The following is a 16,306-nucleotide window of genomic DNA, read 5'->3' as shown; positions in this document are numbered from 1 at the left end:
CTATGAACCGTCGAGTTTTTGCATATTTATTATCCACCGCATGTATTTCCAGCGCCAAGACACCGGAACTCCGTCCCAAGGGGCTGATGCTGAACCTTGATTTTGAGGGGGTGAAAGAGGGGCTTATTCCGAACAAAGCGCTTTATCCCCTTTTTGTGCCGACCGGAAACCTGTTTGTGGATCGGATAAAGCATCGGAATCTGCTGGTGGTGGATGAAGGCCGCGGACTGGATATTCCACACAGTTCACTGCTCGATCCGGCCGGTGACGAATGGGTGGTTTCGATCCGCGTTTTTCTCCTGACGGACGGACTGATTCTTTCGCAGGGCAACGACCGGCACGGTTTTGCCATTTACACAAAAGACCATCAGGTATTCGCGCGCGTCCGCACCGGAAATGTTGCCTATACCCTGCAGGAAAAACCGAACAGCGGTATCAGCAAATTCCGCAAAAAATGGGTAACCATTGAATTACGAATCAGTGCCGGCCATGCCTTTCTCAGCCTCAACCGGAAATATGCCGCCATGGTTACCGGCCAGCCGCCGCTCAACGGCGACGGCATGCGGATCCGTATCGGGACGCACCGCGAACTGCCGGGTGTGTTCCGGGAATTCCAGAAACTGAATACCGACGGCTTCAGCGGAGCCATCAACTCGCTGAAAATCCACCGGCAATAAAACGAAACCTCAACAACCGGCTAGAAAGGAACAAAATCGGTTTCCGGTGTAATGTTCTCCACTGTTTTTGCAATCAGCTTCGCACAGGCTTCCAGATCCTTCAGGCTGATCAGTTCACAGGGGCTGTGCATATAACGAAGCGGAATACTCACCAGCGCCGTCGTGACACCGGCCCGATTGAGCTGCAATGCATTGGCATCGGTTCCGGTTCCCCGCGGCTCGGCATTGATCTGCACCGGAATCTTTTCCGCTTTCGCCGTTTTCACCAGAAGATCGAACAGCTTGGCATTGATATTCGGCCCACGCGTAATCACCGGCCCTTTGCCGAGTTCAATCAGGTTTTCACGTTTAACCGCATCCGCCATATTCGGGTGATCCGTTGCAAATGTCACATCCACCGCAATTCCAATGTCGGGATTAATTCCATAGGCCGCCGTCTGCGCACCGCGCAGTCCGATCTCTTCCTGTACCGTCGCCACACAGTGAATTTCCGCTGCCGGATTCAGGGCTGAAAGCTGCCGCGCCGCCTCCAGCACCACAAAGGCGCCGGCACGATCGTCAAAGGCCCGGCCGACCGCCAGCCCGTTGGCCATTTCCTCATAGCCATATGCCACGACCAGCGGGTCGCCGATTTCAACCATCTTTTCTGCATCCGCTTTATCCTTTGCCCCGATATCCACCCACAGATCTTTCACTTCTGAAACTTTTTTACGGTCCTCCGGCGACTGCAGGTGAATGGCCACTTTACCGATCACCCCGCGGATAATGCCCTTCTTCGTATTAATCTGCACCCGCTGGCCCTGCGCAATCTGCGGATCCCAGCCGCCCAATGCCTGAATCCAGCAGAACCCCTGATCATCAATGTGCGAAATCTGAAAGCCGATCTCGTCATAATGCCCTGCAAACATCACCACCGGTGAACCGCCCGGATTTACAATGGCGTGCGAATTTCCGTGCGTATCGGTCCAGACGCGGGAAGCGAAAGCCTTCGCCTCCTTCTTCCACACATTCGCTACCGGTCCCTCATAACCGGAAGGACTGATGCTGTTGATGAGACTGGCGAGAAACTGTTTTGATTCTTTTTTCATAAGCACTCCTGAGTTAACGGCCCTATTGGTAATGCAGATTCCGTATTGTATCAATACGGAATAAACAGTACGACATTCAGGCTATGGAAAACCTACACATTATTCTAACCTTTGCCGGCTACCTGATTTTCATGCTGCTGATCGGTACTCACTTCTACAAAAAAAACGAATCCCTCTCCGATTATCTGATCGGTGACCGACAGCTCAACAAATGGGTTGCCGCCATGAGCGCTCAAGCCTCAGATATGAGCGGATGGCTCCTGCTCGGCCTTCCGGGCTATGCCTATCTCCAGGGAATGGAAGCCGTATGGATTGCGCTTGGCCTCGGCATTGGAACCTATCTCAACTGGAAATTTGTGGCTAAAAAACTTCGGCGCTATACGGAACTCGCCGGCGATTCCATCACATTGCCCGACTATTTCTCCAACCGTTTCAACGACCACAACAAGACTCTGCGCGTACTGTCCGCCGTATTTATTCTCGTCTTCTTCCTCATCTACACCGCATCGGGGTTCGTCGCCGGCGCCAAACTGTTTGAATCCGTCTTCGGCCTGCCCTATCACTCCGCCCTGCTCATCGGCGTGGTGGTCATCATCTCCTACACCGCACTTGGCGGTTTCATGGCTGTCAGCTGGACCGATTTTTTCCAGGGTGTCATCATGTTCTTCGCCATTATCACGGTTCCCATGCTCGGCATTCATGCCGCCGGCGGCTTTACCGAAGCATCCCATGCCTGGAAATCGGCCACCCCCGGATTTCTTGATATGTTTTCCCATGCCGATGGAGAAACGCTGAAAACGATTTCTGTCATCTCACTCATGGCCTGGGGGATCGGCTATTTCGGCCAGCCGCACATCCTGACCCGGTTTATGGCCATCCGCTCACCGGACGAAATCAAACCCGCACGACGGATCGCTATGGCCTGGGTGGTCGTCAGTCTCACCTGTGCCGTACTGGTCGGTATGGCCGGCCGCATCTACCTCACCGAACTGCTGCCGGATTCCGACGCAGAAAAAATCTTCATGATTATGGTCGATCAGCTGACCCATCCCATTGTAGGCGGCATTCTGCTGGCGGCGGTACTTGCCGCCATCATGAGCACCGCCGACTCGCAGCTGCTGGTCACCTCCTCGGCATTGACCGAAGACCTTTATCGCGTAATCATCCGGCCGAAAGCATCAAACAAAGAACTGGTCTGGGTAAGCCGGGGCACCGTCATTGCCGTGGCCCTGCTGGCCTGCCTGATCGCACTCAAACCCGACAGCAGTGTGCTTGGACTCGTCTCCTATGCCTGGGCCGGATTCGGTGCCACTTTCGGACCGCTTGTCATTGTTTCCCTCTACTGGAACCGCATGACCCGTAACGGTGCCATTGCCGGCATTATCGGCGGCGGCATCACCGTACTCGTCTGGAAACAGTTGAACGGCGGCCTTTTCGATCTGTATGAAATTGTCCCGGGCTTTATCATTTCAACCCTTCTGATTGTCGTATTCAGCCTGATCGATAAAAAACCGGAATCCGGAATTACAGACACTTTCGAAACCGCCCGCAACTAGAATGCCCTGGTGGTTGAACGGGGCACATCGCGGCGGTGCGATTTGCGCCGTTTCCGAGCTGCGGATTCGGCAAAAGCATCCCCCGAAGCAACCAGCGCCAGAATCAGCAACAGCCCCATGGCAGTGCCGTACGGAAAAATCATAAGATTACCGAGTGCCAACAGATAGCCCAGCGAAAGCCCCCACGTTTTCTTCCAATGAATTCCAATGGCCGCCAACATAGAGACCATCAGCAGCACAACGAAAAATGCAGGAAGTAAAATTGCGGGCCTTTCGTATTCCGTCCACCTCATCAACGTCCACGCCAGCAAAACCGCGTAAACCACGGGAAGGACAACGCTGAATACACGCAGAAACAGCAACCCGGCACCGACGCCCTCTTTTTTACCCGGCAGTTTTTTATGCATCTTTGCATGCTTATGCGAACGTCCCTTCCATTCATCAATCTGTCTTGGAGCGGTATAGATGGAGGAAGTATCACGGCCCGCAGCTTCATCATCACGCCCTTTCCGATACCGGCCGTCGCCCAAGTGATACTGCTCGCGACGCCGACGCATACTGTTGATCTCAAAATACCCCAGCGTCAACAGCGCCAGCATCGAGCTACTCAACAGTGTAATATTTGAGCGCCGCTCATAGTTGTACTTTTCATACAATGCGCCGCTCTCCTGCATCTTCTTGATGTTATAGGCTGTAACACCGACCAGCACAGAAAAAACAACCACTCCCGTAATACGCAAGAATCTTAGCATGGCTCTCCCCTCTTCTCCTCCTAAGATAACCCCCACACACTAGTCGGCAATTCGTTTTTGTCAACGCCTGCTCTAGTATTTATTACTATCCGACCGCATCAGACCACGTCCATCAGAATATTACAAACGCCGGTTGGTCGCTCAACGCCTGCGCCGAATCCAAGATCTCCACAATCCGCCGCTGCTCCTCCATCGGCGGCAGGACACACCTCCCACAACGTCACCATTTTCTAACCCGGTTTCGTGATAGGCTCCCGCAAAGAAAGTAGGACAGGCATCCTGCCTGTCCGCGGTGGCGCGGCTCCATTCTACGGAAAACGAGCGGGACGCTTGTGCTACGTTGTTGCCCTCTCATTTGAGCATCCCCTTCAATTCCACAATCCCGGCGGTAATGCCGGTTTCGAGTTCGGCAATGCGATCGAGCAGCACTGCGGGCGGATCGTAGATGACCACTTCGCAGACAATCTCTTTATAACGGTTGCTGAAGAGGTCGTATTCATTTCCGGCAACCTCGGTCTTGGGCGCGAGGAACGGTTTTTCGGTGCGGGCGCGGTCCTGTTCGCGTACCGCATTCCCGTCCGGCTGGGTCGGTACATTATTCCAAACTCAGATACCGCGCGACAATGTCGGGAATATCGTTGGCGTCGACGGGCTGGCGTTTGTCGTCGAGACTGAATCCGTCGGCCTGCATAATAGAACCACAGAAGAACTCTGATAACCAAGTGCTTAGAACATGCAAAATGCTCACCTGCTGGAGCACCACCGGATTATCCCATCCTGTTCCCATATCTTTGTTGATCCGTATGTATCCGTGGTTCCTATCCGTTTCTAGGATAAACGGTTTAAACGATAGATTCAGACCCGCTTTTCAGCAAATTCCAACCCTTGGAAAGAAGGCGGATCGGGCGGGCGGAGTTTTTTTACGCTGCGCCTTCTCCGGGGAATCCCTTACGGACACAAAAAAAGGCTGAAACCGAAGTTTCAGCCTGAAAGATGGTGGGCGACGACGGGCTCGAACCGCCGACCCTCTCGGTGTAAACGAGATGCTCTAGCCAACTGAGCTAGTCGCCCGAATGGATCGTTTCCTTTGAAAAAATGGTGGGAAATGACGGGCTCGAACCGCCGACCCTCTCGGTGTAAACGAGATGCTCTAGCCAACTGAGCTAATTTCCCATTCGTTCAAAGGAGCGGACATAGTACCCATTCCGGTTTTTGAGTCAAGGGGTGATGAAAAAAAAGTTAACTTTTATCCGCCATGACCGATTTCAGCGCGTCGAGCATCAATTGATTCTGCTCTGGGGTGCCGATAGTTATGCGAATATAGTCCGGCAATCCATAGGGATCCATCGGACGCACAATCACCTTGCGTTTCTGCAGTTCTTCAAAGATTTCCCGTCCGTTTCCGGTCTTCACCAGAATAAAGTTCGCGCCCGACGGAACCGTCTCGATTCCAAGCTTTGGAAGTTCGGCTTGGAAAAATTCCAATCCCTGGAAAACCATTTCGCGGGTTTCAACCATATGCGTCACATCATCGAGCGCCGCCAGGGCCGCTGATTGCGCCATCAGATTGACGTTAAAGGGCTGGCGCACTTTGTTGAGCAGGTTGATCAATTCGGGATGCGCGACGGCATAGCCGATGCGCAGCCCGGCGAGACCGTAGGCTTTGGAAAAGGTGCGCAGCACAATGATATTCTTTTTCCCGGCGCGGATGTGTTTGAGCACATCGGGTTTCATGGCATCGGGCATGACTTCAAAATAGGCTTCGTCGAAAACCGCGACAACGTGATCCGGCAGCTGTTCGATGAAGGCGTCGATGGCTTCGGGCGGAAGCATCGTTCCGGTCGGGTTGTTGGGATTGCAGATGCAGACCAGACGGGTTTCGGGGGTGATGGCGGCGAGCATGGCATCGAGATCGTGCACGTGCTCCGGCATGGGAACGCGAATGGTTTCGCCGCCGTAGAGGGCGTTGGCCAGAAAATAGACGGCAAAGGCTTCGGCCCCCATAATCAGATTTTTTCCCTGCTCCATAAATACATGGCAGAGGAAAACAATCAGCTCATTGCTCCCGCAGCCGAACAGAAGGTTTTCGGGGTCAACCGAAAGCTTTTCCGCCAATTTCTGTTTCAGATAAAATGCGCCGCCGTCCGGATAGCGGTGCATTTCCGGAATGGCTTCCCGCATGGCTTCCGCCGCCAGCGGTGACGGACCGAGTTCATTTTCATTGGATGCCACTTTCACAATTTCGGCGATATCGTCGAACCCCAGTTCGCGCGCCACTTCTTCGATGGGTTTTCCGGGTTCGTAGACCCGCAGATCGGAAATATATTTTTTGGGTATCATCCCCTGCTCCTTGCATTATCGGTGATAAAAAATGTAAAACGTCTATGTTATCATCCGCCCCCCGCGGAGCAATGCCCAACCGTGATAATTCACGGCGAAGATATGCGAATAAAATGATCATATTTTGCGGGTGCAAAAGTCTGCCTCACGCTTAAATACGTATTGTCTATCCGTATTTAAATGCGCTAACCTGTTGTATTGCGTCGAATCGTAACAATACAGGGGGATGTATCAATGCTGGGGATTGAAGATCCATGGGTCGTTTTGGGTTATTTTCTGTGCATAATCTGCACACTGATTTGCCTCGTCTGGGGGGCGTTCAAATGGAATGTCGATGACACGGTTCAGGAGCCTGAAGAAGAAATTTCGCATTGGGCCGAAGAAGAAAACCGCGTTGAAGCAGAGTTGTAAGGGGAATCGATGTCTATTTGGATGATGATCATTGTCGTGGCGTATCTCTGCGTCATTGGATACCTCGGGTTCCGGGGCTTTAAAACCACAAAATCGGCCACCGACTATATGCTGGGCGGACGTTCGGTTCATCCGTATGTGATGGCGATGTCGTATGGAGCCACCTTCATCAGCACCTCGGCCATCGTCGGGTTCGGCGGTGCGGCCGGCGTATTCGGCATGGGGCTGCTGTGGCTGACGGTTATGAATATCTTTATCGGCATCTTTATCGCCTTCTGGGTATTTGGCGGCCGGACGCGCAGAATGGGACTTCGGCTCGATGCCCATACCTTTCCGGAACTGCTGGGCAGACGGTTTCAATCGCGCTTCATCCAGGGCGCCGTGGCCATCATTATTTTTCTGTTCATTCCGCTCTATGCTTCGGCCGTTCTGATCGGCGCGGCGAAATATATTTCCTCGCAGTTTTCGGTCGACTACAACGTGGCGCTGTTTGTTTTTTCCGTCATCATTGCGCTTTATGTGGTGATGGGCGGAATCAAGGGCGTGATGTATACGGATGCGCTGCAGGGAACCATCATGCTGTTCGGCATGACGGCGCTGCTGATCATGACCTACGTTAAAATGGGCGGGGTTACGGCGGCCCACCAAAGCCTTACCGACATGGCGGCGCTGGTTCCGGAAAAACTGCAGGCGGGCGGACATCAGGGCTGGACGAGTATGCCGAAGTTCGGTGCCCCGAGCTGGTGGGTGCTGGTGAGCACCATCATTATGGGCGTGGGCATCGGCGTGTTGGCTCAGCCTCAGCTGGCGGTGCGGTATATGACGGTGAAGAGCGGCAAAGAGCTGAACCGTGCCATTCCGATCGGCGGTGTGTTTATTATGATGGTGACCGGTGTGGCATATGTGGTCGGCGCACTTTCCAACGTCCATTTTCAGCAGACGCTGGGCAAGGTATCCATTGTGGCGGCCAAGGGTGATGTTGAAGCCATCATCCCGATGTATCTTCAAAGTGCCATGCCCGAATGGTTCAGCATTCTGTTTATGCTCACCCTGATTTCTGCGGCCATGAGCACGCTCAGCAGCCAGTTTCATGTGATGGGCACTTCGCTCGGCCGGGATCTGGTTGAAGAATCCATGGGCCGGAAGAATAACGGCGGAGGCGTTTTGGCCACCCGCGGAGCGGTGTTCGTGGGCATTCTGATTTCTGTTTACCTCAGCTACATCATCGAACTTAAATTCGGCAAAACGGGAACCTCGATTGTGGCCCGCGGGACCGCTATCTTTTTCGGTCTTTGCGCCTGCGCCTTTCTGCCCATGTATGTGGGGGCCTTGTGGAGCCGAAGCATTACCAAAGCCGGGGCCATTGCCGGCATGCTGAGCGGCTCCGTTTTCAGCCTTTTCTGGATGGTCTTTATTCAGGAAAAGGCCTCTTCCGCCCTGCTCCTCTGCAACCGGCTTTTCGGCACCCGGTCGCTGGCCATTCATCTGGTCGACGGGAAAGAGGTGTTTTCATCCATGGGCCCCATTGTCTGGGCCTATGTTGATCCGCTGATGATCGGCCTTCCGCTGTCCGTACTGATGACGGTGGCCGTTTCGTGTTTTTCCAAAAAAACAGCGGAAGATCATCTGGACCGATGTATGGGAACGAAATCATGAAAAACAGCATGAAACAAAAAACTACCTGCATTCTGGCAGCAACCCTGGCGGCCTCCTTTGCAACGGCCGAAAGCGTTGTGAAACCGCTGAACGAAAAGGGCTTCGGCACACTCTCCGGACGCCTGCAATCGGTCAGCATGTACCGCGACTATGACAACGGGGCCAACGCCTACTCAACGACACTGGGTTTTCTTCTGAAATATACGTCCCCGGACTTGTCCGGCTGGTCCCTCGGCGCGGCCTATAACGGCGCGGGCGTGCTCGATTCCATGGATTACGGCAAGACCGCGAATCCCGGCGATTATCTCGTCTCCAACGGTCGCATTCACGTGCTCAACGAAGCGTATGTGAATTATACCTTTCTTGAATACTCCAGCGCCAGCGTCGGACGGCAAATCAACAATGCCGAAGTCTTCCGCGCCGATGACATCCGCCAGAAATCCCGTTCTATCACCGCCCTGCAGGCCCGGTTTAACGACATCGGGCACTGGCGGTTTGCGGGCGGCCATGCCATTGAACAAAGCGGAATTCTGGATGCGGGCGATCGCTGGAAATTCCGGAACTACGGCGAGATATTCGGCAAGAGCTACGACACGGACGGGATGACCTGGGGCGAGGCCGCCTATACCGGAATGGAGGAACTCGATATTGCACTTTTCGATGCCGCCGCATGGGATGTGGCCAATCTGTTCGGGATTCGCGCCGGATATACGCTCTCGGAAAAAACCTCTCTGCTCGGCTACTACCGCAACGAGTTCAATCTCGGCCGCGCCGCAACGCACCACGCGGATGCGCTGGGACTTTCGGTGGTGCAGCGGGTGGGCAAGGTTCGTGTGGAAGGCGGTTATTTCGGGGTGTACGGAGATGGGCTTCAGTTCAATCCCTTCACCACCGGGTTTAATCATGCGCTGGGCACCTCGCTGATGTTTTATACCGACACATTTGCCGGCGGCGCGGACTCGTTCTACCTGAAAGCCACGACCCGACTGGAACGTTCTGAAACGATACTCTATACCCTGCTGCAATACACCAAACAGAATGATCTCGCTGCCTTAAACAGTGCAGGCGAACTAGATCTGATCGTCAAACAACCCGTCGGCGAAAATATGACGGTGTGCGGAAAAGCGGGACTCGGGTATCAGGACGGCCCGAATACCCCGGCCGGTGATTTTCGTTTGTTTCTGACGTATGCGTTCTGAACGCCCCTTGCCGGAAAACAAAAAAGCGCGCTCCGTGCGGAGGGCGCTTTCTGCGTTTCCAGACCTTGGAATTTTCCAGAGATTGGAACTATTCGCTGTCGGGCAGCGGCGTACTGGTTTTATACACCGTCGCATTATAGACCGCAATTTGGTCGCCGGCCTGATTGGTTACCTTAATCCGGTAGTGCGCCAGCTTGCGGCTGGCGGAAACTTCCTTGGCTTTCGCGGTGAGGGTGTCGCCCAGCGGCGTGGCATGAAAAACCTGAATATTGCCGTTGGTCAGCAAGGCCACATTGCCATAGGAGTTCGATGCCGCCGCCAACGCAATATCCGCCAGCGCAAAGATCGAGGCTCCATGGGTAACGCCCGCCGCGTTCAGGTGGCATTTTTCAATTTTCAGTTCGGCGTATGCCCGCCCTTCACTGACTTCGGTTAATTTGACGCCCAGATAATTGCCCAGATTATCGTTCTTCCGAATCAGTTCTTTAATTTTATGCGCACTCATATAAATCTCCGGTTTCCTGTTCGGTCAAAGGTCCCAATGTCAAAGGTCGAAAGTCAAGCAGACCTTTGACTTTCGACCTTCAGACGTTTTCTGACAGGAAGGTCCGTTCCTACTCACCTCTTCCGAGCATGAACGCGGCTTCGTTCACTTCATGCAGGCGTTCTGGAAGCTGTGCGCGGACGGCATCCATCCACTGCTCCACCGAAAACGGCATATGTTTGCTCAGTGCGCCGAGCAGAGCCACATTCAACGTCCGCTTATTGGTCAGTTGATCCACCTCGAAATCGGACGGTTTCACGAGCATACCGCCATCCTTCAGAAAATACTGATTGGCTTCAACCAGATCCTCTCCCATCACCACCAGGAAATCGGCCTGCCCGGCCGAAATCATCGGGCTGAGCACCTTATCGCCGAAACGAAGATCGGAGGTAATGGAACCGCCGCGCTGACTCATGCCGTGCACTTCCGCTTTTTTCACATCGTTGCCCATATCAAACACAACGCGCCCGAGAATGTCGGTGCAGGTTAAAATCCCCTGTCCGCCCAGCCCTGCAAATTTTACATTCGTAACTTTATTCATAGTTCAATCCTTTCAGGAGTCCGAATCCCAATGCCTAAATCGGAGGGTGCTAGCGCACCTTCTCGCCGCGCTTGATTTTTGCATCGCGCGCAACAGCAAGAATGCAGGGACGGCGCGCAATAATTACCGTCAGGTCGTCAGAGGCCAAGGCATCGCGGACGGCCTGCTCAAAGCGTTCCATTTCGCGGGACGGATCAAGCACCACCACTTTATCAACCCCCATGGCTTCGCAGGTGGCTTCGATGGAAACCGTTTTTTCTGCCGGCTGATGATCCAGCGTTTTCCCGGTGCCCGGATGTTCCTGCAGGCCGGTCATGGCGGTGGTTCCATTATCCAGAATCACGATCACGTGGCCATACTTCGGACGGTTACAGATCATATCGGCCACCCCGGTCAGACCGCTATGCATAAAGGTTCCGTCGCCGATTACACTGACCACTTTGCGCGCCTGCTCTTCCGGCAGTACGTGGCGCATTCCCAGACCGATCCCAATCGAACCGCCCATGCAGATGCAGGTATCCATGGTTTCGAAAGGCGGCAGCACGCCCAGCGTGTAGCAACCGATGTCGCCGGTGATGGTGCATCCGATATTTTTCAGCAATTTGAAACTGGCACGGTGCGGGCAGCCGTCGCAGAGCTGCGGCGGCTTTCCGCGCGGCGGTGCCGCTTCTTCGGAGTCGTCGCCATCGATGATACGTTTCACACGAATCACATCGAGCTCGCCATACCGATAGCGCTCCAGCCGCGGGCGGACCTTGCCGCCGGCGGCCTGCACTTCGGTTTGAATGAAGGGATCGGATTCTTCGATAATGATGCAGTCATCCACGGAATCGATGAATTCAAGAATGGCTTTCATGGGCAGCGGATAAACCATGCCCAGCTTCATCACTTTTGCATCCGGCGCCGCTTCCTGCGCATGCAGCGCGGTAACGCCGTTGGCAATGATGCCGAGTTTAGTGCTGTTTCCAATGATTGGATTCGGTCCTTCAGCATTGTTCCATTCTTCGATTTCCGCCAGCTTGGCCCGCATTCTTTTGTGTGCCGGACGTGCATAGGCCGGAATCATCACACGGCCTGAAATGTCGCGCACATAATCGGCCTGCGGAACAGGTTTCGATTCAGAAGGAATCACGATGGTTTTGGAATGGCAAACCCGTGTGCTGAGTCGGAGAATAACAGGCTGACCCCAACGTTCGGAAATCTCGAACGCCAGCTTGGTCATATCATAGGCTTCCTGCGAGTCGGCCGGTTCGAGCAGCGGAACGCCGGCCGCCCGGGCATAGTTTCGTGAATCCTGCTCATTCTGAGAGGAGGCCATGCCCGGATCGTCGGCAACGGCCAGCACCATCCCGCCGGTGACACCGGTGTAGGCCACGGTGAAAAGCGGATCGGCGGCCACATTGAGGCCGACGTGTTTCATGGTGATGATGGTGCGGGTTCCGGCAAAGGCCACGCCGATACCGACTTCCAGGGCGACTTTTTCATTCGGAGCCCACTGCGCTTTACAGTCTTCGAGCTTGGCATAATTTTCGAGAATTTCGGTGGATGGCGTTCCGGGATATCCAACGCCCAGCGCACAGCCGGCATGTTTGGTTCCCAGAGCAACGGCTTCGTTGCCGCTCATCAGTTTACGTTCACTGCTCATATTTCTCTCCGTTTAGTAAATGATTAATCCAATCCGGAATACGGATGGGGCTTCCTTCGGGGTTGGTCAGTGCATGAATGGTAAATCCTTCCGCCACGGGTTTCCCGGTTCCGGCCATGGTGATCACCGTCTGAAATTTAAGCCGCGCCCGCCCCGCCCGCTCGCACGTGGTTTCCAGACACAGCAGGTCATCATAACCGGCGCGCCCTTTAAACTTCAGATTCGCTTCTATAATCGGAGCCATGACCCCCTCGGCCTCCCATTCCGCATAGGCTTTTCCCGCGGCGCGGGTCAGCTCTGAGCGCCCCACTTCCATCCACTCCAGCAGGCGTGAATTATAGAAGGTCCCCATGCGATCCGATTCACTGTAACGTACTCTCAGTTGACAGGTATGACTGAACATGGAATTCCCCAAAGAAAATAAACGTACTTTTTAACCGTATTTTAAGAGGGATTCAACGAAAAGGGCCAAGCTTCTTCGGTGCGATATGGTGTATTCGATGATCACGTATGGCTGTTTCGCTTCTTTTTTCGATTTTCATAAGTCCATACCCCGGTTCGCTTCGGACCGATTGAGCTTTTTCTTTTCGATTTTCAGCTTCAATCCAATACCGGTCCGGCAGCCGGGCTATTTGATACTAAATTTAAATACGTATAGAATTTAAGTATTTTGGTGAGCTATCTTGCTTTAACGGCCGGTATTCAGTAGATCTTTTCAATTCAAATAACGTTACTGAAAGGCATGCCATGCACACACAATGGAATGATCGGGAGAGTCTGATTCATCCTGCTTCCGCGCCGGATTATCTGCGCGAAGAACAGCTTCGAAAACTTCAGCTTCAACGGCTTCGGGCCATGACCCGGCACGCTTATGAAAATCAAACGCTCTTCCGGGAACGCATGGAGGCAACGGGAGTGACGCCCGATGATGTCCAAACGCTGGACGATATCCGCAAGCTGCCGTTCACACAGAAAACGGACCTGCGCGACACCTATCCCTACGGACTCTTCGCCGTCCCGATGAGCGAGGTGGTTCGTTTGCATGCTTCGTCCGGCACGACGGGAAAGCCCATTGTTGTGGCCTACACCACCGAAGATATTGAGGTCTGGAAAGAGGTCATGATTCGGGCTTTTGCCTGTGCGGGATTGCATAGCGGAGACATCGTCCAGAATGCCTATGGCTACGGCCTCTTCACCGGAGGACTCGGCGCGCACTACGGCGCTGAAGCATTAAACGCCACGGTTATTCCTATTTCCGGCGGAAATTCCGAACGGCAGATTATGGTGATGCGCGATTTCGGCACCACCGCCATCTGTGCCACACCGAGCTATTTTCTGCATCTGATTGAGTATGCAGAAAAGATGGGCATCGAGTGGCCCGATCTCCCGTTGCGGGCAGGAATCTTCGGTGCCGAACCGTGGACCGATGAGATGCGCGAATACATTGAAGGGAAAACGGGCATCAAAGCATTCGATATTTACGGTCTTTCGGAAATCATCGGCCCCGGCGTCGGTATGGCCTGCTCCGAACAGAGCGGCCTGCATATTTTTGAAGATCATTTCATGATCGAAATTGTTGACCCCGTCACCGATGAACCCATGCCCGATGGCGAAGAAGGCGAGCTGATCATCACAACGCTGAGCAAAAAAGCGATGCCCGTAATGCGCTACCGCACCCACGACATCACGAGCATCATTCCGGAAAAATGCGAATGCGGCCGCACCATCCGTCGGATCAACCGAATTGCCCGCCGCTCCGACGACATGTTCATTATTCGCGGCGTAAACGTCTTCCCGTCGCAGGTCGAAGCCGCGCTGCTTAACGTGGAGGAAACGCTGCCGCATTATCAGATTGTACTTTCGCGCTCCGGCGGAATGGACCAGATGGAAGTTCAGGTGGAAGTCACGGCCGAAACCTTCACCGACACCGTTCGCGGAGTGGAAGCCGTACACAAACAACTGTCCGATGCCATCGCTCACATCCTCGGCATTCGCGTAAAGCTCACCCTGGTTGAACCCAACATGATCGAGCGGTCCATGGGCAAAGCAAAACGGGTGATCGATAATCGATAAAACAATCAATCTGGAGATAAAAATATGAAACTGAAACAGTTATCGGTATTCCTGGAAAATAAACCCGGCCGGTTACGCGAGCTTTGTGCATTGCTGGCGGATAACGGAATCAACATGATCACGATCTCACTGGCCGACACGGAACAGTTCGGTATTCTCCGCCTGATCGTCAGCGACTGCGAGGCGGCGAAGTCCCTTCTGGAAGAAAAAGGGTTTGTGGCCAAAATCACAGAAGTGATTGCGGTGGAAGTAAGCGATGAACCCGGTGGATTACGGGATGTTCTGCAGGTGGAAGAGGCGGCGGAAATCAGCGTGGAATACATGTATGCCTTCACGATTAAGAGCGGTGAAAATGCCGTACTGCTGTTCCGTTTCGACGACATGGATAAAGCTGTCACGGCGCTGCAGAGCGCAGGGTTCAAGGTGCTGGACCGCGTTGCACTTTTCCCGAATACGGAAAATTAAATGAGCGGCTTTGTGGTAGAAAACCGAATTTGGGATAAAGCGGAATCACTGCCCCGATCCGACCTTCAATCGCTTCAGTCTTCCCGACTGCGGAAAACGGTTGAACAGGTTCAGCGGATTCCGTTTTATAAACAGAAATTTGCGGAAGCCGGCATCACACCGGATAAGATCCGGACGCTGGACGATCTGCAGCGTCTCCCCTTCACCACCAAAGCGGATTTGCGGGAGGAGTATCCGCTGGGCATGCTGGCGGTCGATCGCAAAGAGGTCGCCCGGTATCACGGTTCATCCGGCACCACCGGCCGGCCGACGATGGTGGCCTATACCAAAAATGATTTAAAAACGTGGTCTAATTTATGTGCCCGTTTTCTGACCGCAGGCGGACTTTTACCGGAACACAGCGTCCAGATTGCGTTCGGCTACGGCCTTTTCACCGGCGGGTTCGGCCTGCACTACGGCGTGGAACATGTGGGCGCTTCGGTCATTCCGGCCGCTGCCGGAAACACCTCAAAGCAACTGATGCTGATGAAGGATATGCAGGTCGACGCACTGGTCTGTACGCCGAGTTATGCTTTGACGATTTCGGAATTTATCCTCAAAAATCAAATTCCGAGAGAGGCCCTGAATCTGAAATACGCCCACTTCGGCGGTGAGCCGTGGACGGAGGATATGCGGGCACGGATCGAAGATGAAATGGGGATTCTCTGCTTTAACAACTACGGCCTGAGCGAAGTCATCGGTCCCGGCGTCAGCGGCGAATGTGCCGTGCGGGACGGCATGCATATTTCAGAGGATGCCTTCATCGTTGAATGCATCGATCCGGACACCCTCGAACCCGTGGCGCCCGGCGAGGAAGGCGAACTCGTCTTTACCTCTTTATGCAAAGAGGCCATGCCGATTATCCGCTATCGCACGCGCGATATTGCATCGCTGAACCCGGAGCCCTGCGCCTGCGGACGAACCTCAATACGCATGAGCCGCATCAAAGGCCGCAGCGACGATATGCTCATCATCAAGGGGGTGAATATCTACCCTTCGCAAATTGAGCAGGCTCTGCTGCGCGTTGAAGGAACGGCACCGCACTACCAGATTGAAGTGGATCGTCCGGACCGTAAAGATATCGTTTCTGTGAAAGTGGAGATGACCGAAGAATCCTTCAGTTCAAGTATGAAAAATATGCAGGAACTGAAAGAGCGGATTGAACACGCCATTCAGGCCATCACGGGACTGCGGATGAATATTGAACTGGTTTCGCCGAATTCGCTCGAACGCTTTACAGGCAAAGCCCGGCATGTAATCGACCGAAGGAAAAAATAAGATATTCAGGCGGCCCGGATTGCGGAGCCGCCTGAAATGACC

The 16,306-nt window shown here is 53.8% G+C and carries 16 protein-coding genes and 2 tRNA genes; 8 read left to right on the top strand and 10 right to left on the bottom strand.

Going from position 1 to position 16,306, the window contains the following annotated elements; translation table 11 throughout:
* Positions 1 to 2 precede the first annotated feature (2 nt).
* Positions 3 to 677, top strand: coding sequence for a LamG domain-containing protein (locus P9H32_RS17325; protein ID WP_322610181.1), 675 nt, complete (start codon positions 3 to 5; stop codon positions 675 to 677).
* A 20-nt stretch (positions 678 to 697) separates the two neighbouring features.
* Here the strand turns inward: P9H32_RS17325 and P9H32_RS17320 are convergent, their stop codons facing one another.
* The gene (locus tag P9H32_RS17320) at positions 698 to 1,765 is read right to left on the bottom strand and encodes a M42 family metallopeptidase (RefSeq protein WP_322610180.1); all 1,068 of its coding nucleotides are present in this window, start codon (positions 1,763 to 1,765) and stop codon (positions 698 to 700) included.
* An 83-nt stretch (positions 1,766 to 1,848) separates the two neighbouring features.
* Here P9H32_RS17320 and putP point away from each other — a divergent pair, with 83 nt between their 5' ends.
* Complete coding sequence (gene putP / locus P9H32_RS17315) at positions 1,849 to 3,321, top strand: sodium/proline symporter PutP (RefSeq protein ID WP_322610179.1); 1,473 nt, start codon at positions 1,849 to 1,851, stop codon at positions 3,319 to 3,321.
* Here putP and P9H32_RS17310 read toward each other — a convergent pair.
* The 5 genes from P9H32_RS17310 to hisC form a co-directional block, all read right to left on the bottom strand.
* Positions 3,318 to 4,073, bottom strand: coding sequence for a DNA translocase FtsK 4TM domain-containing protein (locus tag P9H32_RS17310; protein WP_322610178.1), 756 nt, complete (start codon positions 4,071 to 4,073; stop codon positions 3,318 to 3,320). The genes putP and P9H32_RS17310 overlap by 4 nt on opposite strands.
* Positions 4,074 to 4,668: 595 nt before the next feature.
* Positions 4,669 to 4,860, bottom strand: coding sequence for a hypothetical protein (locus tag P9H32_RS17305; protein WP_322610177.1), 192 nt, complete (start codon positions 4,858 to 4,860; stop codon positions 4,669 to 4,671).
* Positions 4,861 to 5,067: 207 nt separating this feature from the next.
* A tRNA-Val gene (locus tag P9H32_RS17300) sits at positions 5,068 to 5,144 on the bottom strand.
* A 25-nt stretch (positions 5,145 to 5,169) separates the two neighbouring features.
* A tRNA-Val gene (locus P9H32_RS17295) sits at positions 5,170 to 5,246 on the bottom strand.
* A gap of 66 nt (positions 5,247 to 5,312) precedes the next feature.
* Positions 5,313 to 6,413 carry a histidinol-phosphate transaminase gene (gene hisC / locus P9H32_RS17290; RefSeq protein ID WP_322610176.1) on the bottom strand — a complete coding sequence of 367 codons (1,101 nt, stop codon included), beginning with the start codon at positions 6,411 to 6,413 and terminating at the stop codon, positions 5,313 to 5,315.
* Positions 6,414 to 6,647: 234 nt separating this feature from the next.
* Between hisC and P9H32_RS17285 the strand changes: the two genes are divergently transcribed.
* From P9H32_RS17285 to P9H32_RS17275, 3 genes are read left to right on the top strand one after another with little or no spacing between them, the layout of a single operon-like run.
* Positions 6,648 to 6,824, top strand: a complete 177-nt coding sequence (locus P9H32_RS17285; RefSeq protein WP_322610175.1) for a symporter small accessory protein — start codon at positions 6,648 to 6,650, stop codon at positions 6,822 to 6,824.
* Positions 6,825 to 6,833: 9 nt separating this feature from the next.
* Positions 6,834 to 8,480: a sodium:solute symporter family protein gene (locus P9H32_RS17280; RefSeq protein WP_322610174.1), complete on the top strand. Its 1,647-nt coding sequence runs from the start codon at positions 6,834 to 6,836 to the stop codon at positions 8,478 to 8,480.
* Positions 8,481 to 8,488: 8 nt separating this feature from the next.
* Positions 8,489 to 9,679 carry a hypothetical protein gene (locus P9H32_RS17275; RefSeq protein WP_322610173.1) on the top strand — a complete coding sequence of 397 codons (1,191 nt, stop codon included), beginning with the start codon at positions 8,489 to 8,491 and terminating at the stop codon, positions 9,677 to 9,679.
* A gap of 88 nt (positions 9,680 to 9,767) precedes the next feature.
* Here P9H32_RS17275 and P9H32_RS17270 read toward each other — a convergent pair whose 3' ends face one another.
* The 4 genes from P9H32_RS17270 to P9H32_RS17255 form a co-directional block, all read right to left on the bottom strand.
* Positions 9,768 to 10,184 (bottom strand): hotdog fold thioesterase, encoded by a 417-nt coding sequence (locus P9H32_RS17270; protein WP_322610172.1) that lies wholly within the window; start codon positions 10,182 to 10,184, stop codon positions 9,768 to 9,770.
* Positions 10,185 to 10,293: 109 nt separating this feature from the next.
* Entirely contained in the window at positions 10,294 to 10,764 is a 471-nt protein-coding gene (locus tag P9H32_RS17265; protein ID WP_322610171.1) for a 2-oxoacid:acceptor oxidoreductase family protein, read from the bottom strand.
* Between the two features lie 49 nt (positions 10,765 to 10,813).
* Positions 10,814 to 12,409, bottom strand: a complete 1,596-nt coding sequence (locus tag P9H32_RS17260; RefSeq protein ID WP_322610170.1) for a thiamine pyrophosphate-dependent enzyme — start codon at positions 12,407 to 12,409, stop codon at positions 10,814 to 10,816.
* Positions 12,399 to 12,812 carry an acyl-CoA thioesterase gene (locus P9H32_RS17255; RefSeq protein WP_322610169.1) on the bottom strand — a complete coding sequence of 138 codons (414 nt, stop codon included), beginning with the start codon at positions 12,810 to 12,812 and terminating at the stop codon, positions 12,399 to 12,401. Before P9H32_RS17255 ends, P9H32_RS17260 begins: the two co-directional genes overlap by 11 nt.
* Positions 12,813 to 13,156: 344 nt before the next feature.
* Between P9H32_RS17255 and P9H32_RS17250 the strand changes: the two genes are divergently transcribed.
* The 3 genes from P9H32_RS17250 to P9H32_RS17240 are packed head-to-tail and all read left to right on the top strand — an operon-like array spanning position 13,157 to position 16,264.
* Positions 13,157 to 14,482, top strand: coding sequence for a phenylacetate--CoA ligase family protein (locus tag P9H32_RS17250; protein ID WP_322610168.1), 1,326 nt, complete (start codon positions 13,157 to 13,159; stop codon positions 14,480 to 14,482).
* Between the two features lie 24 nt (positions 14,483 to 14,506).
* Complete coding sequence (locus P9H32_RS17245; RefSeq protein WP_322610167.1) at positions 14,507 to 14,947, top strand: ACT domain-containing protein; 441 nt, start codon at positions 14,507 to 14,509, stop codon at positions 14,945 to 14,947.
* Positions 14,948 to 16,264: a phenylacetate--CoA ligase family protein gene (locus tag P9H32_RS17240; protein ID WP_322610166.1), complete on the top strand. Its 1,317-nt coding sequence runs from the start codon at positions 14,948 to 14,950 to the stop codon at positions 16,262 to 16,264. It abuts the gene before it with no gap.
* The last annotated feature ends 42 nt before the right edge of the window (positions 16,265 to 16,306 follow it).

It is taken from the genome of Pontiella agarivorans, assembly GCF_034531395.1.
Lineage (GTDB): Bacteria > Verrucomicrobiota > Kiritimatiellia > Kiritimatiellales > Pontiellaceae > Pontiella > Pontiella agarivorans.
The sequence above is the reverse complement of the archived record's forward strand: the minus strand, read 5'-3'. Positions and strand labels throughout refer to the sequence as shown.